Origin of the sequence: Stenotrophomonas sp. PS02298, assembly GCF_029959445.1 — a bacterium.
In the GTDB taxonomy this organism is placed as follows: domain Bacteria; phylum Pseudomonadota; class Gammaproteobacteria; order Xanthomonadales; family Xanthomonadaceae; genus Stenotrophomonas.
In genome coordinates this window covers 1-26,848 of record NZ_JASCOR010000055.1, presented here as the reverse complement: position 1 = coordinate 26,848, position 26,848 = coordinate 1, and the positions used below count along the sequence as shown (strand labels likewise).

Genomic DNA, 26,848 nt, shown 5'->3' with positions numbered 1-26,848 from the left:
GGGGGGTTTCGACACGAAACCCCACTCTGACCCCGGTTTGCTCCCACAGGGTCAGCTTGAGCACGTCTTCGTGGTTCAGTGTGCGGCGGTGTAGATGTCCTGCAGCACTGCTTTCTCGAGTTCCAGTTCGCTGAGCAGGTTCTTGACGATATCGCCGAGGCTGAGGATGCCGACCAGCTTCGAACCTTCGGTCACCATCAGGTGGCGGTGGCGCGAGTAGGTCATCAATGCCATGGCCTGCTTGAGGCTTGCCTCGGGTGCGATGCCTTCCAATCCGGTGGAGGGAAGGGTGGAAATGACGCGGCGTCCTGCCTGCGGGCCATCATCGGCAAGGCTGCGCACGATGTCTTTCTCGGAAATGATGCTTACCGGTGCGTCGTCTTTCATCACCACCAACGCAGCGATCTTGTGCGCGCTCATCTTGTGCGCGGCAGCGCCAATGGTGTCTTCCACATCGATGGTGACTACGGTTTGTTTCTTTGACTGCAGGAGTTCGCGGACGTTCATTGATGTTTCCTGTTGCAGGTTACTCAAACGGGATAGTTCGCCTTGCTACCTGTGTGGTGGTAGCGATACTGCCGCGATGTCCTCGGCACTTCGATTCTACGAGTGGGAAAGCCGCGATGTATTTGCGTATATGAGACGGTTTGTCGCGGATTTACGGCTGATTCATTCCGTGTTCGTTTAGGCAGAAAGGTTACGTATGACACTGTGCGGGTGTTGTTCTCTTGCGCGTGCCGCGATGCACTCCCATGCCTTGAATCGCGGTTTGCGCGTGCGTTTCCAGATATCGCCGGAACTTATGTCATGGCGCAGCTTGGATACTGGAGCGAATGAAGTGTTGTCCTCGCAGAATGCGCTTTCGTTTTCCATCGTCATCCGTAAAAAGCCGGGAGGCGGAGCTCTACCGCCTCCCGGCGCGGACGTCATCGCGACATTCGCGCAGTCCAAGGGACTGCAGGACTCCACGGTCGGGGGAGAGACCGGGAGGCATCCCCGCTGAAGGAGAGTCAGCAGGAGATTGGTTTGGCCTGACGCATCCGCTTGATCGTGTGCGCCCAGCCGTTGTTCGATGCAGGGACGTGATCGTTGCAGCTACTGTGAAACGAACAGCGGGACTGGAACCTCCGCCAGCAGGGTCCGGGTCACGCCGCCGAACAGCGCTTCACTGAGTTTTGGGCGGCTATACGCACCAAACACGACCATATCGCACTGCGCGTCCTGTGCATGCGCAACGATCACCTCGGCGATGGGAACACCTGCGGAGGTGACGCGCTGCAGATCAACTCTCACGTGATGGCGGGCGAGATAGGCGGCCATGTCGGCGCCCGGTTCGTCGCCGTGCAGCTCGGCGTTGCGCTCTGCATCGATGATCAGCAAGGTGACTTCTTCGGCCTTGATGAGCATCGGCATCGCATCGGCAATGGCGCGGCGTGATTGCCGGCTGCCGTTCCATGCGACCAGTACCTTCTTCCCGATGGGTTTGTCCGCCCAATCACGCGGCACGATCAGGATGGGTATGCCGGATTGCTGCAGGATCTGCGGTGCGGACCAGGTCAGTGGTGAGGCCGGGATGTTCGGGTGGCTGACCACCAGCAGGTCGCAATACAGGGCGTGGAGAGAGGACTCACTGCTGGATTCTGCATGCGAGATCACCCGCAGCTCGCCACTCACGGCGTGACGACTCAATGCATCGTTCAAGTTCTGCCCGAGTTGAAGCGCACGCGCGGCCATCACCGACTGGTGGCGGACGATCACTTCATGCAGTGCCTCACCCTTGGCAAAACCTGCCTGCAGGGTGGCTGGTTGCTGGGCCAGTGCGGTGATGCCGATCAGATGCGAGGCATGGCCGCCGGCAAGCCGGCTTGCCGTATCCAGGATCTGTTGACCGGATTCGCTGGCGTCGAACAGCACTGCAATGTCTTTCAGCAGGGTGGTCATGGGTGTGCTCCGTTGTGCTCGGCTCGGAGGCTGGGGGCCGTCCGTGCTTCCGATCAAAACTAGAATGATCGTTCTAGTTAGAATGATCGTACTACAGTGCATGCCCGCGGTCATGCATCAATCCGACCCAGACACTTCCAGGTTCACTTCATGAATGCGAGCAGCAGCGCTCCGATGGGACAGGAAAAGGGCGAGGCGCGCCGCCAGCAAGTGCTGGACGCGGCCAGCGCCTGTTTCCGGCGCAATGGATTCCACGGCACCAGCATCGCCAAGATCTCGAAGGCGGCCGGGATGAGCCCGGGGCACATCTACCACTACTTCGAGAACAAGGAAGCCATCGTCGAGGCCATCGCCAAGCGCGAGGAACAGAACCTCTCCGAGCTGGCCCGCAAGCTGCAGGAAGACGAAAGCGGCGGCAGCCTGGCAACCCGTGTTGCACGGCAGACCAGCGATTCGGTGGACCGCTGCCTGGACCCGTCCTACCTGGAGCTGCAATTGGAGCTGGCCGCCGAAGCCGCACGCAACCCGGCCATCCGCCGCATCCTGCGCCAATCGGACAAGGTGGTGACCGGCGAGTTCATGGCGCTGTCCAATCGGGTCGGCCTGCCAGCGGGGATGGACGCGGCCGAGGTGGAGCTGCGGATGAACATGATCTCTGCGATCTTCAACGGCGTGATGGTGCGCGGTGCGGTGGGGGCGGAGGTCGACCGAGAACAGGTAAGCCGTCTGGTCGAGAAGCTGGTGCGCTGCCTGCTGGACGATGCGGATTGAAGATGCGTTGCCAGGTGCTGCAGACGAGCGCTGCCCATGAACCTGGCGGAGCGACATCCAGAGGGCTTGCTGTGTGCAAGCTCGGCGAGCCGGATGATCACGCAGGGCGATAGCATTCAATGCAAGGATTGCCAGCGGATTTGACCCGGCCGCTTGGCCGGTGCAAGCTCGGGTACAGTGCTGCGCAACTCAGGAGTCCCGATCATGACTGCTGTCGGTTCGATGAGTACCCCGGGCGACAAGTCGCCGCCCTCGCATTTGTGGCGTGTGTTCTGGCTGCAGGGGGTGATTCCCAGCAACCTGTTATGGGCCGCGGCGCTATGGGCGCTGATGCAAGGCAGGACCAGCCTGCTGCTCGGCCTGTTCGCCGTATTGCTGCTCTACACCGGATGGATAATTCCCACGGTGTGGCGGGCCGCGCCCAGCGCGCACAACCCCAACTATGGCTTGGCCGCACGCGGGCTCACCGTGGCGTGGGGCTTGAACACCGTGCTGGTGATCTTCTTCCTGTTGCTGCAGCTTGCGACCTGACCGGGTCGCAAGCGGGCCAGGCTGGGTGCTAGTAGAACTGCACCGGCGCGCCGTCGCGGTCAAACGCGGCGAAGCGGCTGATCTGGCCGTCGTTGACGGCATTGACCATCAGGCGCAGTGGCTGCGCGGCTTCATCACTGGAGGGAGCGATGCCGGCGCGGCCATCCAGCGAGGCAACGAATACCAGATCCCATGCCAGGCCGGTCTTTGCGGACTCGGCGGCAAGTGCAGCAAACGAGGCGATTTCCTGTGGCGCCTTGTCCACGCACAGCACCGGGCTCAGGGTGCCACCTTCGCCGCTGTCATGGCGCGCATGTTGATCGGCGGTTGGAGATTCAGGCAGGTCGGCTTTGACGAATACGAACAACAGGCGTTGTGGCTCGGTCTGCTCCAGCGAGGCACGCAGTAAATCGCCGAAATCACTCAGCATCATGATCGTTTTCACAAGGAGGAAGCCATTGAGTGGCCATGCTGCCACAGCCGGGCAAGGTCTGGCGGAGGTCCGGATTGATTTAAGTCATGCCATCGTCGCAATGCCCCGCGTAGGCTGACAGCCTGTCAACGAAGGTGAGGGTATCCCGGCATGCCGGGCGAGCGTGCAAACGTGGAGTCAGAAGGTGAAACAGCCATGAGCCAACTCACCGACGGCTTCGGTCGCAGTTTTCCATACCTGCGTCTGTCGCTGACCGAGGCCTGCAACTTCCGTTGCAGCTATTGCCTGCCCGATGGTTACCAGGCCGACGGCCGCCCGCAGTTCATGGCGGTGGATGAGATCGAGCGACTGGTGCGCGGGTTTGCCGCGTTGGGCATGCACAAGATCCGCCTGACCGGCGGCGAGCCAAGCCTGCGCAAGGACCTGCCGCAGATCATCGCCACCGTGGCGAAGGTGCCGGGCATCCGCAAGGTGGCCATCACCACCAACGGCTGCCTGCTGCCACGGCACCTGCCGGGCTGGCACCGCGCTGGCCTGACCGCGCTCAACGTCAGCATGGACAGCCTGCAGCGCGAGCGTTTCCATGCCATCACCGGCCACGACCGCCTGCCCGAGATCATGCAGGGCCTCAACCTCGCGCAGGCCCTGGGCCTGCAGTCGATCAAGCTCAATGCGGTGCTGCTGCGCGGCGTCAACGATGACGAGCTGCCGGCGTGGATGGAATTCCTGCGCGAGCGCCCCATCAGCGTGCGTTTCATCGAGCTGATGCGCACCGGCGACAACCGCGAGTATTACGAGCGCCATCACCTGCGTGCCGATGTGGTCATCGAACAGCTGCTGGCTGCCGGCTGGAGTGAGCGCAAGCGCGCTGCCGATGCCGGCCCGGCACGTGAGTTCAGCCATCCCGAGCATCGCGGCAGCGTTGGCATCATCGCCCCGTATTCAAAGGACTTCTGCAAAGGCTGCAACCGCCTGCGGGTCACCGCGCGCGGCGATCTGCGCCTGTGCCTGTTCGGTGACTTCGGCGTGGCGCTGCGCCCGCTGCTGCAGTCCGACGACGACCAGGACGCGCTGCTGGCGCGCATCACCACCCAGCTTGGGCTCAAGGCAGCCGGGCATGGATTGCATTTCGGCCAGACCGGGCTTACCCCGCACCTGGCCTCGATTGGAGGATGAAACACGCAATGAGTGGGCAGATAAGTGCGGCATTCCACATGGCCGATGTACGTGACAAACGCATCACCCGCCGCCGCGCGGTGGCGGTCGGTGAGCTGATCGCCGGGCCGATTGCCTACCCGTTGATCGTCGAGCGGCGCCTGCCCAAGGGCGACGCGCTGGTAATGGCCGAGATTGCCGGCCTGCAAGGGGCCAAAATGGCCTCGGCATTGATGCCGATGTGCCATCCGTTGCCGTTGGAGCTGGTGCGCGTCTATTGCGCGCCGGTGCCGGAACGGCAGGCGATCCGGGTCTGGTGCGAGTGCGCCAGCGAAGCGCGTACCGGCGTCGAGATGGAAGCCCTGGCCGGCGTCAATGCAGCCCTGCTGACCTTGTATGACTTGAGCAAACCGGTCGAGCCGGCATTGGAAATCAGTGGTATCCGCCTGCTGTTCAAGGAAGGCGGCAAGAGCGGCGTGTGGACGCACCCGCAGGGCATGGATGCAGGCGAACTCGAACGTTTCCGCCCGCGTCCGCCCAAGACCTTGGGCGCGGCGCGCTGTGCGGTGATCACCCTCAGTGACCGCGCAAGCCGCGGCGATTACGTCGACGAGTCCGGGCCGGTGCTGGTCCAGGGCCTGCAGGCCTTGGGCGGCGATGTGGTCAGCAGTGAAGTATTGGCCGACGGCATCGAACCGCTGGTCGCGCGCCTACGCGCGCTGGCCGCGGACGGTGTGCGCCTCTGCCTGTGCACTGGTGGTACTGGCCTGGGCCCGCGTGATCTGACGCCCGAGGCCTTGCAGGCATTGGGTGGACGCCCGGTACCGGGACTGGCGCAGATGCTGCGCGGGCTCAGTGCCCAGCACACTCCGATGGCCTGGTTGAGCCGTGCTGAAGTGGTGCAGCTGGGTGATCTGCTGGTCATCGCCCTGCCAGGCAGCCCACGTGCCGCCGCGCAATGCATGAATATCCTCACCCCTGTGCTCGGCCATGCCTTGGCGATGATGGATGGGGGCTCGCACGCATGATCAGTTATGCGCAGGCGCTGCAGCAGTTACTGATGGCTGCACCGGCAGCGCGCAGCGAACAGGTGCCCATCGATACTGCCGCCGACCGGATACTGGCTGCACCGTCAAACAGCGCGCAGGACCTGCCGCCGTTCGACAACGCCGCGATGGATGGCTTCGCGCTGTGCGCGAACGGGCAACCGGTGCCAGCGGGCACCGTGCTGCAGGTGCAGGGTTGGCAGGCCGCAGGCGATACCGCTGCTGCAGACGGCGATTCCACGCAGGCCTGGGAAATCATGACCGGCGCACGCATGCCGTCCGGTCTGGACAGCGTGGTGCCGATTGAACAGGTCGAGGTGCTGGAGGCCGTGGATGGCCGTCCTGCGCGGGTGCGCCTGCAGGCAACAGTGAAGCCCGGCCAGCACGTTCGCCTTCGCGGTCAGGACGTGGAACTGGGCGAAACCGTGCTGGCTGCGGGAGCGCTGCTGGACGTCAATGCGATGACCTTGCTGCATGCACTCGGCGTTGCCACCGTGCAGGTACAGCATCAGCCGCAGGTTGCGGTGATCAGTACCGGCAAAGAACTGATCAGCGATGCGACGGCGGAACTGCAGTCCGGACAGATACGCGACAGCAATCGCCCGTTCCTGGTCAGCCGCCTGCGTGCTGCGGGTGCTGATGTGGTCTGGAACGGCGTGGTCAGTGATGACGTTGCCGCTTTTTATGCCGCGCTGGATGCGGCCTTGGCCGCCGGTGCACGTGTGGTATTGAGCACCGGCGCGGTGTCGCAGGGGCGCTACGATTTCATTCCCGATGCGCTGCGTGCACGCGGTGCCGAGATCATCTTCCACAAGGTCGCGATCCGCCCGGGCAAGCCGCTGCTGTTCGCGCGCCTTGCCGACGGCGCCTTGTACTTCGGCCTGCCGGGAAACCCGATTTCCGCTGCGGTTGGGCTGCGCTTCTTCGTTGAGCCGGTGCTACGAAAGATGCTGGGTCTGGCCGAAGAGACCGTTCTGCAGCTGCCATTGCAGGCCGACGTGCGCAAGCCGCCGGGCCTGCGCTTCCATGCGCGCGCGCGCGTGCAGGCCGATGCCAGCGGGCAGTTGCGAGTGAGTGTGCTGGCCGGGCAGGAATCATTCCGTCTCAAGACCATGCTGCGCGCCAATGCGTGGGTGGTGCTGGAGGGTGACGACGATCTGGCCACGGCCGGCAGTCTGGTACGTGTACAGGGCTGGGGCCACCGCGAGCCGGTGCAGCTCAGCCCGCAGGAGATGTCATGAAAGAGATAGTGGTGCAGCTGTTTGGCGCATTTTCGGAGCTGGACCCGCAGCGCGAGATCCGCGTGCCGGTCGAAGGCGGGCAGGTCATCGACCTGCGCAGGGCGTTGCGCGCGCTGCTGCAACAGCGTTTTCCGCAGTTCCGGGCAGGCCTGGTCGATTACTCGGCATTTGCCGATGAACAACGCGTGTTGCGCGACAACGATGTGCTGCCCCGCGACGGGCGGGTGGCCATCCTGCCACCGGTAAGTGGAGGCTGAAATGAGCTTCGAAAGTGTATGGAAAGTGGTGGACCGTGCCGACGCGGCGATTGATCCGGGTGAAGGCATCGCAGCCGTGTCCGATCCAGGCTTCGGTGGCATCGATGTCTTCATCGGCAAGGTGCGTGATCTGAACCAGGGCAGGCCGGTGTTGGGTATCACCTATGACTTGTTCGAGCCGCTGGTCTTGAACGAGTTCCAGCGGCAGATTGACGAAATCACCGCCGACTTCGGCCCCCGCATCAAGCTCTATGTGGCGCATGCCAAGGGTCGGCTGGCGGTGGGCGACGTCGCCGTGGTCGTCGCTGCGGGAAGTCCGCACCGTGACGAAGCCTTCCGCGCCTGCCGGCAGTTGATCGAAGGGGTGAAGCACCGCTCGCCGATCTGGAAGCAGGAGCATTACCAGAATGGCGACAGCGAGTGGAGTGAGGGCTGCAGCCTGTGCCAACCCGACACCGAGCACGCGCATATCGATGGGCATGTCCACGACCACTCGCATTGAACCAGCGCCGGTCGCCGGCATCGTGCTGGCCGGCGGACTGTCCAGCCGCATGGGCCAGGACAAGGCGCTGCTGCGTTGGCGCGGGAGCTCGCTGCTCGAACACAGCTGCGCGCTGCTGCGCGCGCTTGGTGCCCAGCCGGTGAAGGTGAGTGGCGACTATCCGGGCTTCGATTCGGTGCCCGATGCGGTGCTGCGTTGTGGCCCGCTGGGTGGCCTCCACAGCGTGGTGGAAACCCTGGCCGATGGACCGGCTTGGGTGGTACCGGTGGATATGCCGCTGCTTGATGTGACATTGCTGCGACAGCTGCGCGAGGCAGGCACGGCGCCTTGTGTGACGTATTCAGAAGAACCGGTACCGATGTACTTGAACATCGACGGCACATGCCGCAGTCTGCTGTTTGAAATGGTCACGGGTACAGACGGGCCACGCTCGCTACGGATGTTCCAACGCCGCCTCGGTGGTCTGGAACTGCCATTGCCAGCCGGTGCCGCCGCCCGCCTTGTGAACTGCAATACCCCCCGCCAATGGGAGGAAGTTGCGTCATGAAAGTCCAGATCCAGTCGCAGTCGCTACGGCTGCGCATTGATGAAAGCGAGCTGGCACGCCTGCTCGCTGGCGAGGTGCTGGAGAACCAGACCTGGCTTGGCACGCCCGGAGCCCTGTCGCAGCGCTTGCAGCTGCACGACACGGCGGAGGCGCTGCTGGATGGCGATACCCACGCATTGATGATCACGTTGCCGCGTGAAGAGGTGTTGGCGCTGCAGGCACGTCTGCCATGCCGTGACGGCTTGAGCTTCGTGCTGCCAACGCAGGCACTGCCACTGCAGCTTCAGTTCGATGTGGATGTGCGTGACAGCGTGCGCCAACGCGGCGTGCAGCGCCGCAATTCGTCCGACGCCGTAAGCATCAGTTGATATTTGTCAGGTAGGTGGCGCGAGAGCGCCATTGGATTGATCAAGATCAAGACTGCCCCAGGGGGCGCCGGGCCTAATGACGCCGTGGCGACTGGGCAAGCAACCGCACAGCAAGCCAGCGCCGTATCACACAGCCTTGGAGCCATGCATGAGTGCCAGTCGGGATGTCGTAAAGCAGAGCAATGCCGGTCCCGGTCGCGTCATCAGCGATTGGAGGCCGGAGGATCCCGATTACTGGGAACGCACCGGCAAGAAGGTCGCCACCCGCAACCTGGTGATATCGATTCCGGCGCTGTTGCTGGCGTTCTCGGTGTGGGTGCTGTTCTCGGCAGTGACCATCAGCCTGCCCAAGATCGGTTTCGCCTTCACCACTGACCAGCTGTTCTGGCTGGTGGCCCTGCCCAGCCTGTCCGGCGCGACGCTGCGCATCTTCTACTCCTTCGTCATCCCGATCTTCGGCGGCCGCCGCTGGACCGCGCTGTCGACGGCATCCTTGCTGTTGCCAACCTTGTGGCTGGGCTTCGCAGTGCAGAACCCGGCCACGCCGTATTGGGTGTTCGTGCTGATTGCCATCCTCTGTGGCTTCGGTGGCGCCAACTTCTCCTCGTCGATGTCCAACATCTCCTTCTTCTATCCCAAGCAGCGCCAGGGCATGGCGCTGGGTTTGAATGCAGGTCTGGGCAATGTCGGCGTATCGGTATCGCAGGCGGTGGTGCCGTTGGTCATCAGCGTCGGCGTGTTTGGCGCGATGGGCGGCGCTCCGCAGGCGGTGGCCGACGGCGGCGCCCCCCTGTTCGTGCAGAACGCCGGTTTCATCTGGGTGCCGTTCATCGCCTTCTTCGCGATCGCCGCCTGGTTCGGCATGAATGACCTGACCAGCGCCCGCTCCTCGTTCTCCGAGCAGGCGGTGATCTTCCGCCGCAAGCACAACTGGCTGATGTGCTGGTTGTACATCGGCACCTTCGGTTCCTATATCGGTTTTTCCGCCGGCTTCCCGATGCTGGTCAAGAGCCAGTTCCCGGATGTGAATCCACTGGCCTACGCCTTCATCGGCCCGCTGCTGGGCGCGCTGATGCGCTCGGTGGGCGGCAGCATGGCGGATCGCTGGGGCGGCGCACGGCTGACCTTCTGGGTGTTCGCGCTGATGATCGCAGCCGTGTTCGGTGTTCTGCACTTCCTGCCCAGCAATGGCCAGGGCGGCAGCTTCGTCGGCTTCCTGCTCTCGTTCATGGCCTTGTTCGTGCTCAGCGGCATCGGCAATGGCACCACCTTCCGGATGATCCCGGTGATTTTCCGCACCCTGCACGAGCGTCTGTCGGCCAATGAAGGCGCCGAAGGCAAGAAGGCCGCTGCCCATCAGGCCAGCATCGAGTCCGCCGCCGTTGTCGGCTTCTCCGGTGCCATCGGTGCCTACGGCGGTTTCTTCATCCCCAAGAGCTACGGCTCCTCCATCACCTTGACCGGCAGCCCCGATATGGCGCTGTACGGCTTCATTGCGTTCTACATCACCTGCCTGGCGGTTACCTGGTGGTGGTACTACCGGCGCGGGGCTGAAACCCCCTGCTGAGAAGGCAATGCACCGCAGCCAGATGCAACACACAGCCACGATGCAGCAGTTTGCGAACGGAGATTCACCATGAGCTATTTCCTTGATCGCTTGCAGTTCTTCAAGCGTGATCCACAACCCTTCGCCGATGGCCATGGGTTCAGCAAGAGCGAAGGGCGGGACTGGGAAAACAGTTATCGCGCGCGCTGGCAATACGACAAAATCGTACGTTCCACTCACGGCGTGAACTGCACTGGCTCCTGCAGCTGGAAGATCTACGTCAAGAACGGCCTGGTCACCTGGGAAACCCAGCAGACCGACTACCCGCGCACCCGCCCGGACTTGCCCAATCACGAGCCACGTGGCTGCCCGCGTGGTGCCAGCTATTCCTGGTACCTGTACAGCGCCAACCGGCTCAAGTACCCGCTGATCCGCGGCACGCTGCTGCGCATGTGGCGGCAGGCCCGCAAGACCCTGTCGCCGGTCGAGGCCTGGGCCAGCATCGTGCAGGACCCGGCCAAGTCGCGTGAGTACAAGCGTCGGCGCGGCATGGGCGGTTTCGTGCGCCTGAACTGGGACGAGGCCAACGAGATCATCGCCGCCTCCAACCTCTACACCACCAAGGAATACGGCCCGGACCGTATCGTTGGCTTCTCGCCGATTCCGGCAATGTCGATGGTGTCCTATGCGGCCGGTGCGCGCTATCTGTCGCTGCTCGGTGGCGCCTGCCTGTCCTTCTACGATTGGTATTGCGATCTTCCGCCGGCCTCGCCGCAGGTGTGGGGCGAGCAGACCGACGTGCCGGAATCAGCCGACTGGTACAACAGCCGCTACATCATCGCCTGGGGCTCGAACGTGCCGCAGACGCGTACGCCGGATGCGCACTTCTTCACCGAGGCCCGATACAACGGCACCAAGACGGTGTCGATCTGCCCCGACTACTCGGAGCTGGCCAAGCTCACCGACCATTGGCTGCATCCCAAGCAGGGTACCGATGCCGCACTGGCATTCGCCTTCGGCCACGTGATCCTGCGCGAGTTCCACGTCGACACGCCCTCGCAATACTTCCAGGACTACTGCCGCCAGTATTCGGACATGCCGATGCTGGTGCGCATCGAGCGCCGCGCCGATGGCCGCTTGGTGCCGGGCCACTTCCTGCGCGCCAGCGAGCTCGGTGGGCTGGGTGAAAGCAACAATCCCGAATGGAAGACGCTGGCGTTCGACGAGAACAGCGGCGACATCACCGTGCCGAATGGCTCGGTCGGCTTCCGCTGGGGCGAGAAGGGCAAGTGGAACATCGAGGAAAAGGCCAGCGATGGCCATGACACGCGCCTGCGCCTGAGCCTGGCCGATATCCACGATGGCATCGAGGCGGTGAGCTTCCCATACTTCGGCGGCATCGAGAGCGACGGCTGGACCGCCGCACCGGCCGAGGAAGTGCTGGAGCGCAATATCCCGCTGCGCCGCCTGCAGCTGGCTGATGGTGGCGAAGCGCTGGTGGCCACGGTCTATGACCTGCTGCTGGCGCAGTACGGCGTTGATCGCGGCTTCGGCGGCGGCAATGTCGCCAAGAGCTTCGATGACAACGTGCCGGGTACGCCGGCCTGGCAGGAGCGCATCACCGGCGTGTCACGCGCCGAGGTGATCGAGATCGCCCGTGAGTTCGCCCGCACCGCCGACAAGACCCATGGTCGCAGCATGATCATCGTCGGCGCCGGCATGAACCACTGGTTCCACAACGACATGAATTACCGCGGCCTGATCAACATGCTGGTCATGTGTGGCTGCGTGGGCCAGACCGGTGGTGGCTGGGCGCATTACGTGGGCCAGGAAAAGCTGCGCCCGCAGACCGGCTGGCAGCCGCTGGCCTTCGGTCTGGACTGGAGCCGCCCGCCGCGGCAGATGAACGGTACCTCGTTCTTCTACTTCAACACCGGGCAGTGGCGTTACGAGAAGCTGCAGGTGGACGAACTGCTGTCGCCGCTGGCCGATGCCTCCAAGTACAGCGGCAGCCTGGCCGACCTCAACCTGCGCGCAGTGCGCATGGGCTGGTTGCCGAGTGCACCGCAGCTGGACCGCAATCCGCTGCAACTGGTGCGCGAAGCCGAGCAGGCTGGCGTCGCACCGGCCGACTACGCGCTGTCCAAGTTCAAGGACGGCTCGCTGGACTTCGCCTTCGCCGATCCGGATGCGGCGCAGAACCACCCGCGCATGATGTTCATCTGGCGCTCCAACCTGCTCGGTTCCTCCGGCAAGGGCCACGAGTACATGCTGCGGCATCTGCTCGGCACGCGTCATGGCCTGCAGGGCAAGGATCTTGGTGAGATGGGCGCGGTCAAGCCCGAGGACGTGAAGTGGCATGACGAAGCCCCGGAAGGCAAGCTCGACCTGCTGGTGACGCTGGACTTCCGCATGTGCACCACCGCGCTGTACTCGGACATCGTGCTGCCAACCGCCACCTGGTACGAGAAGGACGACCTCAACACCTCGGACATGCATCCCTTCATCCATCCGCTGTCCAAGGCGGTGGACCCGGCCTGGGAATCACGCAGCGATTGGGAAATCTTCAAGGGCGTCGCACGCACGCTCAGCGACATGGCACCGGGCGTGCTCGGTGTCGAGAAGGACCTGGTGCTGGTGCCGACCCTGCACGACACGCCCAACGAACTGGGCATGCCGTTCGGCGTCGCCGACTGGAAGAAGGGCCAGTGCGAAGCCATCCCCGGCAAGACCATGCCGAGCATGGCGGTGGTCGAACGCGACTACCCCAACCTCTACCGCAAGTTCACCTCGCTGGGCCCGTTGCTGGACAAGCTCGGCAACGGCGGCAAGGGCATGAGCTGGGATACCAAGCACGAGGTGGAATTCCTCGGCAAGCTCAACCACACCGTGCTGGACGAAGGCATCAGCCAGGGCCGGCCGGCGATTGATACCGCCATCGACGCTTGCGAAGTGATCCTGCACCTGGCACCGGAAACCAATGGCCATGTCGCGGTCAAGGCCTGGGAGTCGCTGGGCACGTTCACCGGCCGCGAGCATACGCATCTGGCGTTGGGCAAGGAACACGAGGCGATCCGCTTCCGTGATATCCAGGCGCAGCCGCGCAAGATCATTTCCTCGCCGATCTGGTCCGGGCTGGAAGACGACAACGTCAGCTACAACGCCGGCTACACCAATGTGCACGAGCTGATTCCGTGGCGCACGGTGACTGGCCGCCAGCAGTTCTACCAGGACCACGAGTGGATGATCGACTTCGGTGAGGCCTTCATGAGCTACCGGCCACCGGTCAATACACGCACGGTGGAGCCGCTGCTCAACAAGCGCCAGAACGGCAACAAGGAGATCGTGCTGAACTGGATCACCCCGCACCAGAAGTGGGGCATCCACAGCACCTACAGCGACAACCTGATCATGCAGACCCTGTCGCGTGGCGGTCCCATCGTCTGGTTGAGCGAGGACGATGCACGCAATGCCGGCATCGAGGACAACGACTGGATCGAGCTGTTCAACGTCAACGGTGCGATCGCCGCGCGTGCGGTGGTCAGCCAGCGCGTGATGCCGGGCATGGCGATGATGTACCACGCCCAGGAACGCATCATCAACGTGCCGGGTTCGGAGATCTCCGGCACCCGCGGCGGCATCCACAACTCGGTGACCCGCATCGTGCTCAAGCCCACCCACATGATCGGCGGCTACGCGCAGCTGGCCTGGGGCTTCAACTACTACGGTACCTGCGGTACCAACCGCGATGAGTTCGTGATCGTGCGCAAGATGGACAAGATCGATTGGCTGGATGACGAGCAATCAAACTCGAATGCCTCGGGCGCCGCACGGGAGGTGGTGTGATGAAAGTACGTGCCCAGATTGCGATGGTGTTGAACCTGGACAAGTGCATCGGCTGCCACACCTGCTCGATCACCTGCAAGAACGTGTGGACCTCGCGCGAAGGCGTGGAGTACGCCTGGTTCAACAACGTCGAGACCAAGCCCGGCATCGGTTATCCCAAGGAATGGGAAAACCAGGAAAAGTGGAACGGCGGTTGGGTGCGCAACGGCAGCGGCAAGCTGGTGCCGCGCGCCGGTGGCCGCTGGCGCATGCTGGCCAAGATCTTCTCCAACCCCGACCTGCCGCAGATCGACGACTACTACGAGCCGTTCGACTTCGATTACCAGCACCTGCATGACGCGCCTGAGCTGAAGCACCAGCCGACCGCGCGTCCACGCTCGCTGCTGACCGGCCAGCGCATGGAGAAGATCGAGTGGGGCCCGAACTGGGAGGAAATCCTCGGCAGCGAGTTCTCCAAGCGCTCGCGTGATTACAACTTCGACAAGGTGCAGAAGGAGATCTACGGCGCCTTCGAAAAGACTTTCATGATGTACCTGCCGCGGCTGTGCGAGCACTGCCTCAACCCGGCCTGCGTTTCGGCCTGTCCCTCGGGCGCGATCTACAAGCGCGAGGAAGACGGCATTGTGCTGATCGACCAGGACAAGTGCCGTGGTTGGCGCATGTGCGTATCGGCCTGCCCGTACAAGAAGATCTATTACAACTGGAAGAGCGGCAAGTCCGAGAAGTGCATCTTCTGCTACCCGCGCATCGAGATGGGCGAGCCCACCGTGTGTTCGGAAACCTGTGTGGGCCGCATCCGCTACCTCGGGGTGATGCTGTACGACGCCGACCGCATTGCCGAAGCCGCGTCGGTGGCAGCGGAGAAGGACTTGTACCAGTCGCACCTGGACATCTTCCTTGACCCGTTCGACCCGGCGGTGATCGAGGCCGCGCGTGCTGAAGGCATTCCCGACAGCTGGCTGGAATCGGCCAAGCAGTCGCCGGTCTACAAGCTGGCCATCGACTGGAAGCTGGCGCTGCCGCTGCACCCGGAATACCGCACCTTGCCGATGGTCTGGTACGTGCCGCCGTTGTCGCCGATCCAGTCGGCGGCCGAGCGTGGCCACGTCGGCATGAGCGGCGAGCTGCCGGACATCGCCTCGCTGCGCATCCCGGTGCGTTACCTGGCCAACCTGCTGACGGCAGGTGACGAAGCGCCAGTCATCCGCGCACTTGAGTGTTTGATGGCGATGCGTGCCTGGCGCCGTGGCAAGAACGTGGATGGTGTGGAAGACATGCGTGTGCTCGAACAGGTCGGTTTGACCCCGAGGCAGGTGGAGGAGATGTACCGCTACCTGGCCATCGCCAACTACGAGGATCGCTTCGTCATCCCGACCGCGCACCGCGAGTACGCCAACGACGCCTTCGGCGAACGTGGCGGCTGCGGCTTCACCTTCGGCAATGGCTGCAACGGCGACAGCCCGGCCGATCTGTTCACCCAGCGCAAGAGCACCACGTTCGCGGTGCATCCCAACCGCCAGCACCGGCATGAGGTGGTGAAATGAGTGTGCTCAAGCTGATTGGCGTGTTGCTGGACTATCCGCGTGACGAGCTTTGGCAGCATGGCGAGGAGCTGCTCGAGGCCTGCGATGATCCGGCGCTGTCGCCGGCCCGTCGCAGGCAGTTGCAGACCTTCGTCCGTGACCTGCTTGCCACCGACCCGCTGGACGCACAGGACCGCTGGCTGGCCACCTTCGACCGTGGCCGCTCGATGAGCCTGCTGGTGTTCGAACACATCCACGGCGAATCGCGTGACCGTGGCCAGGCCATGGTCGACCTGATCGACGCCTATCGCAAGAACGGTTTCGAGCTGGATGCGCGAGAGCTGCCGGACTACCTGCCGCTGCTGCTGGAATACCTATCGCATCGGCCTCAGGCCGAGGCAAAGGACTGGCTGCACCACATCGGCCACATCGCCGGCATGCTCGCCGCCCGTGCCGCCGAGCGGCAGCTGCCGCATGCGGTGCTGCTGGAGATCCTGGTCGAGGCGGGCGAGGGCAAGGTCAACCTGGCCGTGCTGCGGCAACGCGCCAGCGAAGAAGTGCGCGACGACACCGTCGAAGCCATGGACCGCCTGTGGGAAGAGGAAGCAGTGCGCTTTGGCGCCGATGCACCTTCGCAGGATTGCGATCCACCCCATCGTTCACCGGCACGCGCGCAGCCGCGGGAGATCCAGCCATGAATTACCTCAATCAATTCGCCTTCCAGTTCTATCCCTACATCGCGGTGGCGGTGCTGTTGATCGGCAGCTGGGCGCGTTACGACAAGGCGATGTACAGCTGGCGTACCGGCTCCACCCAGTTGCTGTCTGACCGCGGCATGCGCTTTGGCAGCAACTGTTTCCACATCGGCATCATCGCCATCCTCGGCGGCCACTTCGTCGGCCTGCTGACCCCGCATGCGCTGTACGAGCCCTTCATCACTTCCTCGCAGAAGCAGTTGCTGGCGATGGTGGTTGGCGGCTTCTTCGGCGCGCTGTGCTTCGTCGGCATCACCATCCTGCTGGTGCGTCGCCTGACCAATGCGCGGGTACGTGCGATCGGCAGCTTCGGTGACACGCTGGTACTGGTGCTGCTGTTCGCCCAGCTCTGCCTTGGCCTGTACAGCATCAAGGTCTCCGCCGGCCATCTCGATGGCGGGGTGATGGTGATGCTGGCCGAGTGGGCGCAGCACATCGTCACCTTCCGTGCCGGTGCCGCCGATTACGTCGAAGGCGTGCATTGGGTCTACAAGGCGCACATCTTCCTCGGCCTGACGCTGGTACTGATCGCACCGTTCACCCGCCTGGTACATGTGTGGAGCGTGCCGATCAGCTACCTGTGGCGTCCGTACCAGGTGGTGCGTCGTCGCCAGGCCACGCTGCGCTACGGTCCGCGGGAGTAACTCATGGGCAGCCTGCCACGCATTCTCCCGATCACCGTCATCGACTCAAAGACACCGGTGCCGGCCGAGGCCGGCCACCATCACGATGCCGATGACGGTCCGCGCAGCCTCGGCCAACCGGCGCCGTGCAGCCTGTACGTGCAGGACACGCCGATCAGCGAGGCCGACATCGCCCGCGAGATGCAATACCACCGGGCGATGCGCCCGGAGCAGTCGCGTGCCGATGCGGCGCGTGCGCTGGTGGTACGCGAACTGCTGCGGCTGGAAGCCGAACGGCTTGGCCTGGCCGATGCCCCCGGCGTTGGCCAGGAGACCAGCGAGGAAGCGCGCATCCAGCAACTGATCGAACAGATGCTGGAAGACCGCGTACCCAGCGAGGACGACTGCCAGCGCTATTTCGCGCAGAACCCCGAGCGCTTCCGCTCGCCCGACCGTATCCGTGTGCACCACATCCTGCTGGCGGCACCGGCCGACGATATCGCCGGTCGGCTGAAGGCACGCACCCAGGCCGAGAAGCTGATTGCCGAACTGCTGGAACAGCCGCATCTGTTCGCCGATCTGGCCGCGCGGCACTCGCAGTGCCGGTCCAGCAGTGAAGGCGGCGATCTGGGCTGGCTGCAACGCGGCCAGACCACGCCCGAGTTTGATCGCCAGGTGTTCCGCCTGCGGCAGGGCTTGGCGGGTTTCCCGGTGGAATCGCGCTGGGGCTACCACGTGGTCAGCATCGATGCGCTGGAAGCCGGCACGGCGCTCACCTTCGAGCAGGTGCAGCCGCAGATCAGCGATTACCTCGAATTGCAGGTGCGCCAGCGCGACGTGCAGCAGTTCCTGCTCGAACTGCGCGAGCGTTACCCGGTGCGTGGGCTGGAAGACATCGAAGCACAGGCTGAGTAAGACGTAATCCCCCAGGAGCGGCAATGAGCCAGAATTTGCAGAACATCAGCAGCGGCGAGCAGCAACGTGCGTTGTGGCTGAGTACCTTCGCCTTCACCGTGTGTTTCGCGGTGTGGATGATCTTCGCCATCATCGGCATCCAGATCAGCGAGCAGTTGGGTCTGAACGACACCCAGTTCGGCCTGCTGATCGCCACCCCGGTATTGACCGGTTCGGTGATCCGCGTCTTCCTCGGCATCTGGTCCGACCAGTTCGGCGGGCGCAAGGTGATGACCCTGGTGATGCTGTGCGGTGCAGTCGCGACATGGCTGCTGACTTACGCGCAGACCTACCCGCAGTTCCTGTTGGCAGCGCTGTTCGTCGGCATCGCCGGCGGCAACTTCTCGGTCGGCGTCACCTATGTGTCCAAGTGGTTCCCGGCGGAGAAGCAGGGCACCGCCTTGGGCATCTTCGGTGCCGGCAATATCGGTTCAGCGGTTACCAAGCTGCTGGCGCCGCTGGTGATGGTGGCGTCGGGTTGGATGATGGTGGCCAAGCTGTGGGCCGTCGGCCTGGCGGTCACCGCCATCCTGTTCTATCTGTTCAGCAAGGAAGATCCTTCGCTGGAAGACCGCCGTCGCAGTGGCGTCAAGCCGATGTCCTTCGCCGAGCAGATGGCGCCGCTGAAGAACCTGCAGGTGTGGCGCTTCTCGCTGTACTACTTCTTCGTGTTTGGCGGCTTCGTCGCGCTGGCACTGTGGCTGCCGCACTACCTGGTCGGCGCCTACGGCATGGACGTGGGCACGGCCGGCGTGCTGGCTGCGTGTTACTCGATCCCGGCCAGCCTGTTCCGGGTGGTGGGCGGCTGGATGTCCGACCGCATCGGTGCACGGCGGGTGATGTACTGGACGCTGGGGGTGTCGGTGATCTGTACCTTCATCCTGGCCTATCCGGATACCCGCTACATCGTGCAGGGCATACACGGCGAGATCAGCTTCCACCTGGCGATCAGCGTGACTCTGTTCACCGTGCTGGTGTTCGTGCTCGGCTTCTTCATGTCGCTGGGCAAGGCCGCGGTCTACAAGCACATCCCTGTCTACTACCCCCAGCACGTGGGTTCGGTGGGCGGCGTGGTCGGCATGATCGGCGGCCTTGGCGGCTTCATCCTGCCCATCGTGTTTGGCGCCTTGAATGATGCGCTCGGCATCTGGAGCAGCTGCTTCATGCTGCTGTTCGTGCTGGTCAGCATTGCGCTGGCGTGGATGCACTTCGCCATCCGTCGGATGGAGCGTCGCAACTTCCCGCAGCTCGATCGTGAGACCGACCTGCCCGAAGCCATCGACGCCGCCGCCGCGGAGAAACAGCGGCGGGCTTGATCCAGATCAGTGAAACCCGGCGGTCGCTGCGCGAGGATGGATGCATGTCAGTAGAGACCGCCGGGATGGATGACGCCACATTGCATGTTGCATTGCTGCAGCAACCCGCGCACGTGTTGTTCCCGGCGCCGGCGGAGCTGAGCCCCGGCTTCGCCGAGGCGGGTTGGCGCGCGGCCATGCAGGCCAGCAACGAGCATCTGATTCCACGTGCGTTGACGCTGGGCTTCTGCGCACCCCCGCATGAGCTGGAGCGCGCCGAGAACGTGCTGGACGCGCTGCTGGTATGCCTGCGCCTGCATGCCAGGATGCTGGCCAGCGACCGCGAAGTGGCGGCCATGGTGCTGCAGCCCGGCATCGTCGAGCATCTGCCCCCCGCCCTGCTGGGCCGCCTGTTGGATGCGGTGCCGGAGCAGCTGTGCACCATCGCCCGGCCGCAGGTGGAAGTTCGCCTGGATGCGGCCAGCGATGTCGCACCGGCTGCATTGCGCGAGGTCGGCTGTACCCGGATGACGGTGATCGACCATGCCGGCGTCGATGGCCCGGCGATGCTGGCGCAAGCCCAGCAGACCGGATTCACCGCGTGTTACTACCAGCTGCGCGTGCCGTGCTACGCCGATGTGTCGTTCCTGCAGCGGCTGCAGCGTGTGCTGGAGCTGGCGCCCGAACGCATCATCCTGCCGTCGCCTGCCTTGCTGCCCGAGTACCCGTTGCCAACGGACTGGCTGCAGGCCTGGCGGTTGCTGCGTGCAGGCGGCTACCTGCCCCTGGGCGGTGACCACTACCAGCGGCCGGACCTGCCAATGCCGCTGCGCAACGGTGATGGCCAGCGTCATTGCGACCTGCTCGGGGTGCCGCGCCGCGAGCGCCATGACCTGCTCGGCATTGGTGTGGGCGCCTGCAGCCAGATCGGCGATGTCATCTGCCGCATCGAGCCGGAGCCGAGCCATTGGCGCGCCTGCCTGGTGGTTGGGCAGCCAGGAATATCCTCGGGGCTTATTCTTTCCGAGCATGAACGTATGACCGATGAGGTGGTGCAGAGCCTGGCCTGCGACCACGCTTTGGACATGCGCGCCTTCGAATGGCGCAACGCACAGCCATTCGATGCCTGTTTCGAGCACGCGTGGAGCCGCGTCGCCATGTTCATCGAACGCGGTTGGCTGCGCCGGGACGGCGACATGCTGTTGATCCAGAACGAAGGTGAGCTGCTGTGGCGTATGATCGCAGCGTGCTTCCGCCCCTTGGCCGCTGTTGCTTGAAAACGGAATGACGTCACCTACACCCCCACCGCGCGGCCCCCTGGGCACCGCGACGCCGAATCCAGCCGCTGCCGGCGACGGTGACGCGCTGCATTTCTGCACGACCTGTGCGTTCTCCGATGCCTGCAGTTCGCAGGGTTATGACAAGACCGCGCTGAACGAGCTGCATGTGATGGTCGACCACGTTGGGCCGTACCACGCCGGTGACTACATCTTCCGCGCGGGTGAACCCTTCGATGCAATCGCTGCGGTGCGGGCCGGCATGGTCAAGACCTTTGTCGATGACAGCCTCGGCAACGAACAGGTGCTGGGCTTCGCCTTGCCTGGCGAAGTGATCGGCCTGAACGCCATCCACGGATCGCGTTATCCCTGCAATGCGGTGGCGTTGGATACCGTGCATCTGTGCCGTATCTCGTTTCCGCGCATCAGCATGCTGGCCAGCCGCATGCCCGGCCTGCAGGCCAAACTGTTCAGCCTGCTCAGTGCTGAGATCGGCAAGGCGGCGCTGCTGGCCGCCAATTACCGCACCGAGGAGCGCATGGCCGCGTTCCTGCTGGATATCTCCAGCCGCTACGCGCGGCGTGGCTTCTCGGCACACCGCTTCAACCTGACCATGACCCGCACCGAGATCGCCAATTACCTGCGCATGGCACCGGAAACCGCCAGCCGGGTATTGCGCCGGTTGAGTGACGAGGAAGTCATCGCGGTGAAGCAGCGCGAGATCATCCTGCTGCAACCCGAGCGGCTGGCGCTGATGGCGGCCACCGATGACGCAAGCGAATGATGCCCAACCGAGGATGCATGCATGAACAAGCTGTGGGCGTTGTTGTTGCTGGCCGTCACGCTGCCGGCAAGCGCGGCTGATCTGACGGTCTCCGCGGCTTCCAGCCTGACTGAAAGCTTTCGCGAGATTTCCGCTGCGTATGAGAAGGCGAACCCGGGAACGAAGGTAGATCTGAACTTCGCCGCCTCCGGCACCTTGCTGCAGCAGATCGCACGCGGCGCGCCGGTCGACGTGCTGGCCTCGGCCGACCAGGCCACGATGACGCAGGCCAATACCGAAGGTCTTATTGATCCAACGACACAGAACGTATTCGCACAGAACAGCCTGTGGGTGGTGGTGCCGCCGCAGGCCAGCAACAAGCCGACCACGTTGGCGGCGCTGGCCAAAGCCGATGTGAAGCGCGTTGCCATCGGCAATCCCGACAGCGTGCCGGTTGGGCGCTATGCACGCGGTGCGCTGCAGCAGGCCGGTGTGTGGCCGGCAGTGCAGGCCAAGATGATCAGCACCCAGAACGTGCGCCAGTCACTGGACTATGTGGCACGTGGTGAAGTGGATGCAGGCTTCGTCTATGCCACCGACGCACAGGCCATGAGCGAGCGCGTACAGCGCGCCTTCCAGGTGCCGGTTGCAGGTGGCATCAGCTATCCGCTGGCAATGGTGAAGACCAGCCGCAACGCCGCCGAAGCCAAGCGCTTCATCGCCTTCGTGCGCTCGGCGCAGGGCCAGGCCATCCTGCACAGGCACGGCTTCGGCAGCCCTTGATGCTGGATCTGGACTGGAGCGCGCTGTGGTTGTCGTTGAAGGTGGCCGGCTGGGCGACCGCGATCAACCTCGTGCTCGGTGTCGGATTTGGTGCCTTGTTGGCGCGGCGGCGCTTCCCCGGCCGTGAGTTGCTGGACACGATATTTACCCTGCCGATGGTGTTGCCGCCAACCGTGCTCGGCTATTACCTGCTGGTGCTGATCGGCAGCAAGGGCCCGCTCGGCGCATGGCTGGAGAGCAGCTTCGGCATCAATCTTGTGTTTACCTGGCAGGCAGCGGTGATCGCTGCCGCAGTCGCGTCGTTTCCGTTGGTGTTCAAGCCGGCGCGTGCGGCCTTCGAGGATGTGGATGGGCAGCTGGAACAGGCCGCGCGTACCTTGGGCGTATCCGAGCTGGCGCTGTTCTTCCGGGTAACCTTGCCACTGGCATGGCGCGGCATTCTTGCCGGCCTGCTGCTGGCGTTCGCCCGCGCGATGGGCGAGTTCGGCGCCACCATCATGGTCGCTGGCAGCATTCCCGGCCGCACCCAGACCTTGTCCATCGCCATCTACGAGGCGGTGCAGGCAGGCAATGACGGTCGCGCCAACGCCTTGGTGCTGCTGTCCTCGCTGGTCTGCATCAGCGTGCTGCTGCTTGCCGCGCGATTGGTCGGGCGGCGGCAGGAGGGGGCACGCAATGTGGCTTGAGCTGGATATCCAACGCAAGCTGCAGGCTGCAGGCCAGCACTTCCAGCTGCAGGCGGCCTTGCGTTGCACACAGCGCAATGTGGTGTTGTTCGGTCCGTCTGGTGCAGGCAAGAGCCTGACGCTGAAGGCCGTTGCCGGGTTACTGCAGCCGGATACCGGTGCGATCCGCATGCACGGGCAGGCACTGTTTGATGCGGCGGCAGGTATCAACCTGTCACCGCAGCGGCGCCGCATCGGCTATGTGTTCCAGGACTACGCCTTGTTCCCGCATTTGACGGTGCGGCAGAACGTGGGCTTCGGCCTGCAGCAGGGTTTGTTGAACCCGTCGCGCGCACGTCGCGTCGATGCGGTGGAGCAATGGCTGCAGGCTTTCCGCATCGATCACCTCGGTGACCTGCTGCCGTCGCAGATCTCCGGCGGCCAACGTCAGCGCACCGCCTTGGCACGTGCACTGGTGACCAAGCCGCAGGCACTGCTGCTGGATGAGCCGTTCGCTGCACTTGACCACGCCTTGCGTGCGCATCTGCGCCAGGAACTCGAAACAGTGTTGGACCAGACCGGCATCCCGCTGCTGCTGATCAGCCATGATCCCGAAGATGTGGATATGTTCGGCCAGCAGGTCGTGCATCTGGCTGACGGCCGCGTGCAGGTCTGAGCGCAGCGCTCAGTCCGGTTTGCCATCCGCACGCGGGCGCCAGTAGATCCACGCCAGCCGCAGCAGCCACGGTGCAAGCACCAGCAGCCAGCCTGCGGCGGCGACGGCATGCCAGCGCCAAGGGTCGCTTAGCAGCGGCGCGAGGATGCGTAGCAGTGCAACCAGCTGCAGGCCGAGCAGGGCGATCCAGGCGACCACCGGCATCACCAGCGCACGCCCGGAATGGCCCTGGGTCACGCGGGTGACCATCGCCACCAGCAGGCTGCCGAACAGGCCAATCGCCAAGGCATGCAGCGGCGCGCGCTCCAGCCAGCCGGGATGGCCGGCCAGCCCGGCGATGTCCTGCAGCAGATACAACAGCATCGCCAACGGCCACCATGCCAGCCCGTAGAACAACACGCTCAACAACGGCGGCTTGGGACCGCGCGGCCACCAGCGCCACAGCGAGTACAGCGACAACAGCAGCAGGCCGGCATCGGCCAGCAGCATGACCAGTGGCAGCAGCAGCGCTTCGCCGAGCAGGTGCAGCAGGCACAGCGCCCACAGGGTCGCCAGCCACTGCGGTGGCCGCCATGCCTGATAACTCGGCACCACATTGCCGGCGAAGAACGGGAACATGCGGTGGGCGACGCTGGTGTAGATCGGCAGCAACAGTCCGAAGGTGCCGATCGACACGCTCAGTGCCTGCCAGCGGACATCACCGCCTGCGGCAGCAATCGCGAAGCAGAGCAGGCCTATCCAGCCCAGCAGCAAGCCGGACCAGCACGACCACGCATGCCAGGTGCGGCCTTTCTCCTGCAGCAGCAAACGGTCGAGTGCGACCAGGCCGAATGCCCAACCCAGCAACGCCAACAGCAGGGCCAGCCGCATTCCTGGTTGCCAGCCGAGGCTGGCCGCAAGCAGCGCGATCTGCGCCCCGAACAGGCCACCGCCGACCCCGGCGTACTGCCAGCGCGGAAGCGCCGGCAATCCCATCCAGCGTGGGAATACGGTCAACAGAAAGCCGAAGATGAAACTGGGCAGCACCAGGTATTGCATCCACAGCCCATGCAGCCAGGCCGGCGGCAAGCCGGGCGCGGGCAGGGGAGTGCCCAGCTGCAAGCCGGCCAGCCACAGCGCCCACCAGCCCATCGCCAGGCCGAGGTTGGTCACGCCAATGAAGAACAACAGCCGGTGCGGGGCGGCAAGGAGGATTGGCATGGGTGAGGTCTTGTTCACGGGCCGAGTATCCGCCCGGCTGCGGCGGCGCTGCCTGATAAAAGTCATCTTCGCCGCGCACAATCCGGCTATGCCTGCTGCGCTGCCGCAAGGCGGATGCGGGTCGGCTCGCTAAACTGATTTCATTTGCAACGGAGGTCGTATGGCTGGTTTTCGTCCGGTGTCGCTGATTGGCGTGCCTACCGATGTGGGTGCGGGCGCGCGTGGTGCGCGGCTGGGTCCGGAGGCGCTGCGCATTGCCGGCTTGCCTGAGGCGCTGGTCGAACGCGGCGTGGACGTGCGCGATATCGGCAACCTCGATGGCCCGCGCAATCCGTGGACCGGTCCGGTGCAGGGCTACCGTCATCTCGACGAAGTAGTCGCCTGGAACCACGCGCTGATGGAGGCGAGCTACGCCGAGCTGAAGCAAGGCCGCATGCCGATCATGCTCGGCGGCGACCATTGCCTGGGCGTGGGTTCGATCACCGCGGTCGCGCGCTGGTGCCGTGAGCAGGGCAAGCAGTTGCGCGTGCTGTGGCTGGATGCGCATTCGGACTTCAATACCTCCGATGTCACCCCGTCAGGCAACATCCACGGTATGCCGGTGGCCTGCCTGTGTGGCCTCGGCCCGGAAGGCCTTACCCACCTCGGCGGCAGCGCCCCGGCGATTGCACCGTGGCAGGTGCACCAGATCGGCATCCGCTCGGTCGACCCGGAAGAGAAGCGCCTGATCAAGCAGCACCGCGTGGATGTCTACGACATGCGCTACATCGACGAAGCCGGGATGAAGCGGACGATGGAAGCCGCGCTGCATGGCATCGACGCCAATACCCACCTGCATGTCAGTTTCGACGTGGATTTCCTCGACCCCAGCATCGCGCCGGGCGTTGGCACCACGGTTCCGGGTGGCGTGAATTACCGTGAAGCGCAGCTGGTGATGGAGATGATCGCCGACACCGGGCTGATGGGCTCACTGGACATCGTCGAACTGAACCCCTTGCTCGACCACCAGAACCGCACCGCTGAGCTGGCCGTGGACCTGGTGGAGAGCCTGTTTGGCAAATCCACGCTGATGCGGGATTAACAATCGGCCGACATCGATGAACGTGGGCTGCGCGGCTTCACGCGGAGCACACGGCCCAGCCGCCAGATTCGTCTTCACACACGACGTGCCTGCCGCCGGTTACCGGCGACGGCATCTGCCTTGAAAGAGAGGAGGAGACGAATGATGAAGCGACTGTTGATGTTGGCCCTGGTGGGCGCGTTCTCGGTTGGCATGCTCAGCGGCTGCAATACCGTGGCGGGCGCAGGCAAGGACATGCAGAAGGTCGGTGAAAAGGTCGAGGACAAGGCGCAGGATTGCAAAGACGGCAAGTGCTGATGAACACGCGGTCCGTTGTGGACCGCACCGATGGAACCACCACAGGAGAAACACATGAAGCGTTTGGTTGCCCTGATGATGTTGTCGCTGTTCTCGGTCGCAGTGCTGGCTGGTTGCAACACGGTAGCCGGTGCCGGCAAGGACGTGCAGAAGGTGGGCGAGAAAGTTGAAGGTGCTGCCAAGGGGCATTGATCCCGTAGCGCCACCCAGATGAACGAAGAGGCCGGCAATGCCGGCCTTTTTCATGCGCGGAGTTTGCTAGCTGAAGCGATGTTCACCAAGGTCAGTGGCGAACAACGAAACATGGACCTGATGCCAACAGCGCTTGGGCGAAGGTGGCCCCACGCGAATCAAACGCGTATCCCCCGAAGGAGCAGCGTAATGAACAAAGACATCATTTCCGGCAAGTGGACCCAGCTCAAGGGCAAGGTACAGGCCAAGTGGGGCGACATCACCGATGACGACATGAAAGTGGCCGAAGGCAACGCCGAATACCTCGCAGGTCGCCTGCAGGAGCGCTACGGCTGGGCCAAGGACCGCGCGGAAACCGAAGTGCGCGACTTCCAGAAGGCGCTGCACAAGGACTACCCCGATTACCACTGATGCCGGGTGACTGAGGGAAGTCGTTCGCCTCAATCAGGAACCGATGCCAGTCCTCTGGCATCGGTTTCTTTTTTGCCTTTGTGGGAGCGGCGTAAGCCGCGAAGCAAGGGCGTCATCAGATGGCACAACTTGCAAAGGTTGGGGCAATGTCAGCTTCGCGGCTTACGCC

The 26,848-nt window shown here is 64.0% G+C and carries 29 protein-coding genes; 25 read left to right on the top strand and 4 right to left on the bottom strand.

Annotated features, from left to right (window positions below; translation table 11 throughout):
• Positions 1–75 precede the first annotated feature (75 nt).
• Both QMX78_RS10280 and QMX78_RS10275 read right to left on the bottom strand, forming a co-directional pair.
• On the bottom strand, positions 76–507 hold the full coding sequence (locus QMX78_RS10280; RefSeq protein ID WP_282269090.1) for a CBS domain-containing protein: 432 nt from the start codon (positions 505–507) through the stop codon (positions 76–78).
• A gap of 588 nt (positions 508–1,095) precedes the next feature.
• Complete coding sequence (locus tag QMX78_RS10275) at positions 1,096–1,941, bottom strand: universal stress protein (RefSeq protein WP_282269088.1); 846 nt, start codon at positions 1,939–1,941, stop codon at positions 1,096–1,098.
• Between the two features lie 174 nt (positions 1,942–2,115).
• Here QMX78_RS10275 and QMX78_RS10270 point away from each other — a divergent pair, with 174 nt between their 5' ends.
• Both QMX78_RS10270 and QMX78_RS10265 read left to right on the top strand, forming a co-directional pair.
• Complete coding sequence (locus tag QMX78_RS10270; protein WP_282269086.1) at positions 2,116–2,712, top strand: TetR/AcrR family transcriptional regulator; 597 nt, start codon at positions 2,116–2,118, stop codon at positions 2,710–2,712.
• Positions 2,713–2,916: 204 nt separating this feature from the next.
• Positions 2,917–3,243, top strand: a complete 327-nt coding sequence (locus QMX78_RS10265; RefSeq protein ID WP_282269085.1) for a hypothetical protein — start codon at positions 2,917–2,919, stop codon at positions 3,241–3,243.
• A 28-nt stretch (positions 3,244–3,271) separates the two neighbouring features.
• On the opposite strand, the gene QMX78_RS10260 is transcribed toward QMX78_RS10265, so the two are convergent.
• Entirely contained in the window at positions 3,272–3,676 is a 405-nt protein-coding gene (locus QMX78_RS10260) for a ribonucleotide reductase subunit alpha (protein ID WP_282269083.1), read from the bottom strand.
• A 195-nt stretch (positions 3,677–3,871) separates the two neighbouring features.
• Between QMX78_RS10260 and moaA the strand changes: the two genes are divergently transcribed.
• The 19 genes from moaA (at position 3,872) to QMX78_RS10165 (ending at position 23,498) form a co-directional block, all read left to right on the top strand.
• The gene (gene moaA, locus QMX78_RS10255; protein WP_282269081.1) at positions 3,872–4,852 is read left to right on the top strand and encodes a GTP 3',8-cyclase MoaA; all 981 of its coding nucleotides are present in this window, start codon (positions 3,872–3,874) and stop codon (positions 4,850–4,852) included.
• An 8-nt stretch (positions 4,853–4,860) separates the two neighbouring features.
• The gene (moaCB, locus tag QMX78_RS10250) at positions 4,861–5,859 is read left to right on the top strand and encodes a bifunctional molybdenum cofactor biosynthesis protein MoaC/MoaB (RefSeq protein ID WP_282269079.1); all 999 of its coding nucleotides are present in this window, start codon (positions 4,861–4,863) and stop codon (positions 5,857–5,859) included.
• Positions 5,856–7,118 (top strand): gephyrin-like molybdotransferase Glp, encoded by a 1,263-nt coding sequence (glp, locus tag QMX78_RS10245; RefSeq protein WP_282269078.1) that lies wholly within the window; start codon positions 5,856–5,858, stop codon positions 7,116–7,118. Before moaCB ends, glp begins: the two co-directional genes overlap by 4 nt.
• Positions 7,115–7,375 (top strand): MoaD/ThiS family protein, encoded by a 261-nt coding sequence (locus tag QMX78_RS10240; protein WP_282269077.1) that lies wholly within the window; start codon positions 7,115–7,117, stop codon positions 7,373–7,375. Before glp ends, QMX78_RS10240 begins: the two co-directional genes overlap by 4 nt.
• Before the next feature lies 1 nt (position 7,376).
• Positions 7,377–7,877: a molybdenum cofactor biosynthesis protein MoaE gene (locus QMX78_RS10235; RefSeq protein WP_282269075.1), complete on the top strand. Its 501-nt coding sequence runs from the start codon at positions 7,377–7,379 to the stop codon at positions 7,875–7,877.
• Positions 7,849–8,424, top strand: coding sequence for a molybdenum cofactor guanylyltransferase (locus QMX78_RS10230; protein WP_282269073.1), 576 nt, complete (start codon positions 7,849–7,851; stop codon positions 8,422–8,424). Before QMX78_RS10235 ends, QMX78_RS10230 begins: the two co-directional genes overlap by 29 nt.
• A complete protein-coding gene (locus QMX78_RS10225) occupies positions 8,421–8,792 on the top strand; it encodes a hypothetical protein (RefSeq protein ID WP_282269071.1) in 372 nt (123 codons plus the stop codon). The genes QMX78_RS10230 and QMX78_RS10225 overlap by 4 nt, the downstream gene beginning before the upstream one ends.
• Positions 8,793–8,940: 148 nt before the next feature.
• Positions 8,941–10,359 carry a NarK family nitrate/nitrite MFS transporter gene (locus QMX78_RS10220; protein WP_282269069.1) on the top strand — a complete coding sequence of 473 codons (1,419 nt, stop codon included), beginning with the start codon at positions 8,941–8,943 and terminating at the stop codon, positions 10,357–10,359.
• Positions 10,360–10,428: 69 nt separating this feature from the next.
• The gene (locus tag QMX78_RS10215; RefSeq protein ID WP_282269067.1) at positions 10,429–14,184 is read left to right on the top strand and encodes a nitrate reductase subunit alpha; all 3,756 of its coding nucleotides are present in this window, start codon (positions 10,429–10,431) and stop codon (positions 14,182–14,184) included.
• The gene (gene narH / locus QMX78_RS10210) at positions 14,184–15,728 is read left to right on the top strand and encodes a nitrate reductase subunit beta (protein ID WP_282269065.1); all 1,545 of its coding nucleotides are present in this window, start codon (positions 14,184–14,186) and stop codon (positions 15,726–15,728) included. The genes QMX78_RS10215 and narH overlap by 1 nt, the downstream gene beginning before the upstream one ends.
• Positions 15,725–16,405, top strand: coding sequence for a nitrate reductase molybdenum cofactor assembly chaperone (narJ, locus tag QMX78_RS10205; protein WP_282269063.1), 681 nt, complete (start codon positions 15,725–15,727; stop codon positions 16,403–16,405). The genes narH and narJ overlap by 4 nt, the downstream gene beginning before the upstream one ends.
• Entirely contained in the window at positions 16,402–17,106 is a 705-nt protein-coding gene (narI, locus tag QMX78_RS10200; RefSeq protein WP_004146540.1) for a respiratory nitrate reductase subunit gamma, read from the top strand. The genes narJ and narI overlap by 4 nt, the downstream gene beginning before the upstream one ends.
• Before the next feature lie 3 nt (positions 17,107–17,109).
• Entirely contained in the window at positions 17,110–18,000 is an 891-nt protein-coding gene (locus QMX78_RS10195; protein ID WP_282269059.1) for a peptidylprolyl isomerase, read from the top strand.
• A 23-nt stretch (positions 18,001–18,023) separates the two neighbouring features.
• Complete coding sequence (locus QMX78_RS10190) at positions 18,024–19,355, top strand: nitrate/nitrite transporter (RefSeq protein ID WP_282269057.1); 1,332 nt, start codon at positions 18,024–18,026, stop codon at positions 19,353–19,355.
• Positions 19,356–19,399: 44 nt separating this feature from the next.
• The gene (locus QMX78_RS10185; protein ID WP_282269055.1) at positions 19,400–20,611 is read left to right on the top strand and encodes a coproporphyrinogen III oxidase; all 1,212 of its coding nucleotides are present in this window, start codon (positions 19,400–19,402) and stop codon (positions 20,609–20,611) included.
• A 7-nt stretch (positions 20,612–20,618) separates the two neighbouring features.
• Positions 20,619–21,395: a helix-turn-helix domain-containing protein gene (locus QMX78_RS10180; protein WP_135965914.1), complete on the top strand. Its 777-nt coding sequence runs from the start codon at positions 20,619–20,621 to the stop codon at positions 21,393–21,395.
• Positions 21,396–21,416: 21 nt separating this feature from the next.
• A complete protein-coding gene (gene modA / locus QMX78_RS10175) occupies positions 21,417–22,157 on the top strand; it encodes a molybdate ABC transporter substrate-binding protein (RefSeq protein WP_282269045.1) in 741 nt (246 codons plus the stop codon).
• A gap of 2 nt (positions 22,158–22,159) precedes the next feature.
• Positions 22,160–22,843, top strand: a complete 684-nt coding sequence (modB, locus tag QMX78_RS10170) for a molybdate ABC transporter permease subunit (RefSeq protein WP_197606690.1) — start codon at positions 22,160–22,162, stop codon at positions 22,841–22,843.
• The gene (locus tag QMX78_RS10165; protein ID WP_282269043.1) at positions 22,833–23,498 is read left to right on the top strand and encodes an ATP-binding cassette domain-containing protein; all 666 of its coding nucleotides are present in this window, start codon (positions 22,833–22,835) and stop codon (positions 23,496–23,498) included. The genes modB and QMX78_RS10165 overlap by 11 nt, the downstream gene beginning before the upstream one ends.
• Positions 23,499–23,507: 9 nt before the next feature.
• On the opposite strand, the gene QMX78_RS10160 is transcribed toward QMX78_RS10165, so the two are convergent.
• Positions 23,508–24,698, bottom strand: coding sequence for an NnrS family protein (locus QMX78_RS10160; protein ID WP_282269041.1), 1,191 nt, complete (start codon positions 24,696–24,698; stop codon positions 23,508–23,510).
• A gap of 160 nt (positions 24,699–24,858) precedes the next feature.
• Between QMX78_RS10160 and rocF the strand changes: the two genes are divergently transcribed.
• The 4 genes from rocF to QMX78_RS10140 all read left to right on the top strand — a co-directional run bounded on the left by rocF (position 24,859) and on the right by QMX78_RS10140 (position 26,679).
• Positions 24,859–25,779 (top strand): arginase, encoded by a 921-nt coding sequence (rocF, locus tag QMX78_RS10155; protein WP_282269039.1) that lies wholly within the window; start codon positions 24,859–24,861, stop codon positions 25,777–25,779.
• Between the two features lie 144 nt (positions 25,780–25,923).
• Positions 25,924–26,076 carry an entericidin A/B family lipoprotein gene (locus tag QMX78_RS10150; protein ID WP_282269037.1) on the top strand — a complete coding sequence of 51 codons (153 nt, stop codon included), beginning with the start codon at positions 25,924–25,926 and terminating at the stop codon, positions 26,074–26,076.
• A gap of 54 nt (positions 26,077–26,130) precedes the next feature.
• Positions 26,131–26,268 (top strand): entericidin A/B family lipoprotein, encoded by a 138-nt coding sequence (locus tag QMX78_RS10145; RefSeq protein WP_282269035.1) that lies wholly within the window; start codon positions 26,131–26,133, stop codon positions 26,266–26,268.
• A 189-nt stretch (positions 26,269–26,457) separates the two neighbouring features.
• On the top strand, positions 26,458–26,679 hold the full coding sequence (locus QMX78_RS10140; RefSeq protein ID WP_282269033.1) for a CsbD family protein: 222 nt from the start codon (positions 26,458–26,460) through the stop codon (positions 26,677–26,679).
• Positions 26,680–26,848 lie beyond the last annotated feature (169 nt).

Excerpts from the sequence above, each read along its gene's own strand:
- QMX78_RS10280 (WP_282269090.1), bottom strand. The coding sequence starts at position 507 with ATGAACGTCCGCGAACTCCTGCAGTCAAAGAAACAAACCGTAGTCACC.
- QMX78_RS10275 (WP_282269088.1), bottom strand. The coding sequence starts at position 1,941 with ATGACCACCCTGCTGAAAGACATTGCAGTGCTGTTCGACGCCAGCGAA.
- QMX78_RS10270 (WP_282269086.1), top strand. The coding sequence starts at position 2,116 with ATGGGACAGGAAAAGGGCGAGGCGCGCCGCCAGCAAGTGCTGGACGCG.
- QMX78_RS10265 (WP_282269085.1), top strand. The coding sequence starts at position 2,917 with ATGACTGCTGTCGGTTCGATGAGTACCCCGGGCGACAAGTCGCCGCCC.
- QMX78_RS10260 (WP_282269083.1), bottom strand. The coding sequence starts at position 3,676 with ATGATGCTGAGTGATTTCGGCGATTTACTGCGTGCCTCGCTGGAGCAG.
- moaA (WP_282269081.1), top strand. The coding sequence starts at position 3,872 with ATGAGCCAACTCACCGACGGCTTCGGTCGCAGTTTTCCATACCTGCGT.
- moaCB (WP_282269079.1), top strand. The coding sequence starts at position 4,861 with ATGAGTGGGCAGATAAGTGCGGCATTCCACATGGCCGATGTACGTGAC.
- glp (WP_282269078.1), top strand. The coding sequence starts at position 5,856 with ATGATCAGTTATGCGCAGGCGCTGCAGCAGTTACTGATGGCTGCACCG.
- QMX78_RS10240 (WP_282269077.1), top strand. The coding sequence starts at position 7,115 with ATGAAAGAGATAGTGGTGCAGCTGTTTGGCGCATTTTCGGAGCTGGAC.
- QMX78_RS10235 (WP_282269075.1), top strand. The coding sequence starts at position 7,377 with ATGAGCTTCGAAAGTGTATGGAAAGTGGTGGACCGTGCCGACGCGGCG.
- QMX78_RS10230 (WP_282269073.1), top strand. The coding sequence starts at position 7,849 with ATGGGCATGTCCACGACCACTCGCATTGAACCAGCGCCGGTCGCCGGC.
- QMX78_RS10225 (WP_282269071.1), top strand. The coding sequence starts at position 8,421 with ATGAAAGTCCAGATCCAGTCGCAGTCGCTACGGCTGCGCATTGATGAA.
- QMX78_RS10220 (WP_282269069.1), top strand. The coding sequence starts at position 8,941 with ATGAGTGCCAGTCGGGATGTCGTAAAGCAGAGCAATGCCGGTCCCGGT.
- QMX78_RS10215 (WP_282269067.1), top strand. The coding sequence starts at position 10,429 with ATGAGCTATTTCCTTGATCGCTTGCAGTTCTTCAAGCGTGATCCACAA.
- narH (WP_282269065.1), top strand. The coding sequence starts at position 14,184 with ATGAAAGTACGTGCCCAGATTGCGATGGTGTTGAACCTGGACAAGTGC.
- narJ (WP_282269063.1), top strand. The coding sequence starts at position 15,725 with ATGAGTGTGCTCAAGCTGATTGGCGTGTTGCTGGACTATCCGCGTGAC.
- narI (WP_004146540.1), top strand. The coding sequence starts at position 16,402 with ATGAATTACCTCAATCAATTCGCCTTCCAGTTCTATCCCTACATCGCG.
- QMX78_RS10195 (WP_282269059.1), top strand. The coding sequence starts at position 17,110 with ATGGGCAGCCTGCCACGCATTCTCCCGATCACCGTCATCGACTCAAAG.
- QMX78_RS10190 (WP_282269057.1), top strand. The coding sequence starts at position 18,024 with ATGAGCCAGAATTTGCAGAACATCAGCAGCGGCGAGCAGCAACGTGCG.
- QMX78_RS10185 (WP_282269055.1), top strand. The coding sequence starts at position 19,400 with ATGTCAGTAGAGACCGCCGGGATGGATGACGCCACATTGCATGTTGCA.
- QMX78_RS10180 (WP_135965914.1), top strand. The coding sequence starts at position 20,619 with ATGACGTCACCTACACCCCCACCGCGCGGCCCCCTGGGCACCGCGACG.
- modA (WP_282269045.1), top strand. The coding sequence starts at position 21,417 with ATGAACAAGCTGTGGGCGTTGTTGTTGCTGGCCGTCACGCTGCCGGCA.
- QMX78_RS10165 (WP_282269043.1), top strand. The coding sequence starts at position 22,833 with ATGTGGCTTGAGCTGGATATCCAACGCAAGCTGCAGGCTGCAGGCCAG.
- QMX78_RS10160 (WP_282269041.1), bottom strand. The coding sequence starts at position 24,698 with ATGCCAATCCTCCTTGCCGCCCCGCACCGGCTGTTGTTCTTCATTGGC.
- rocF (WP_282269039.1), top strand. The coding sequence starts at position 24,859 with ATGGCTGGTTTTCGTCCGGTGTCGCTGATTGGCGTGCCTACCGATGTG.
- QMX78_RS10150 (WP_282269037.1), top strand. The coding sequence starts at position 25,924 with ATGAAGCGACTGTTGATGTTGGCCCTGGTGGGCGCGTTCTCGGTTGGC.
- QMX78_RS10145 (WP_282269035.1), top strand. The coding sequence starts at position 26,131 with ATGAAGCGTTTGGTTGCCCTGATGATGTTGTCGCTGTTCTCGGTCGCA.
- QMX78_RS10140 (WP_282269033.1), top strand. The coding sequence starts at position 26,458 with ATGAACAAAGACATCATTTCCGGCAAGTGGACCCAGCTCAAGGGCAAG.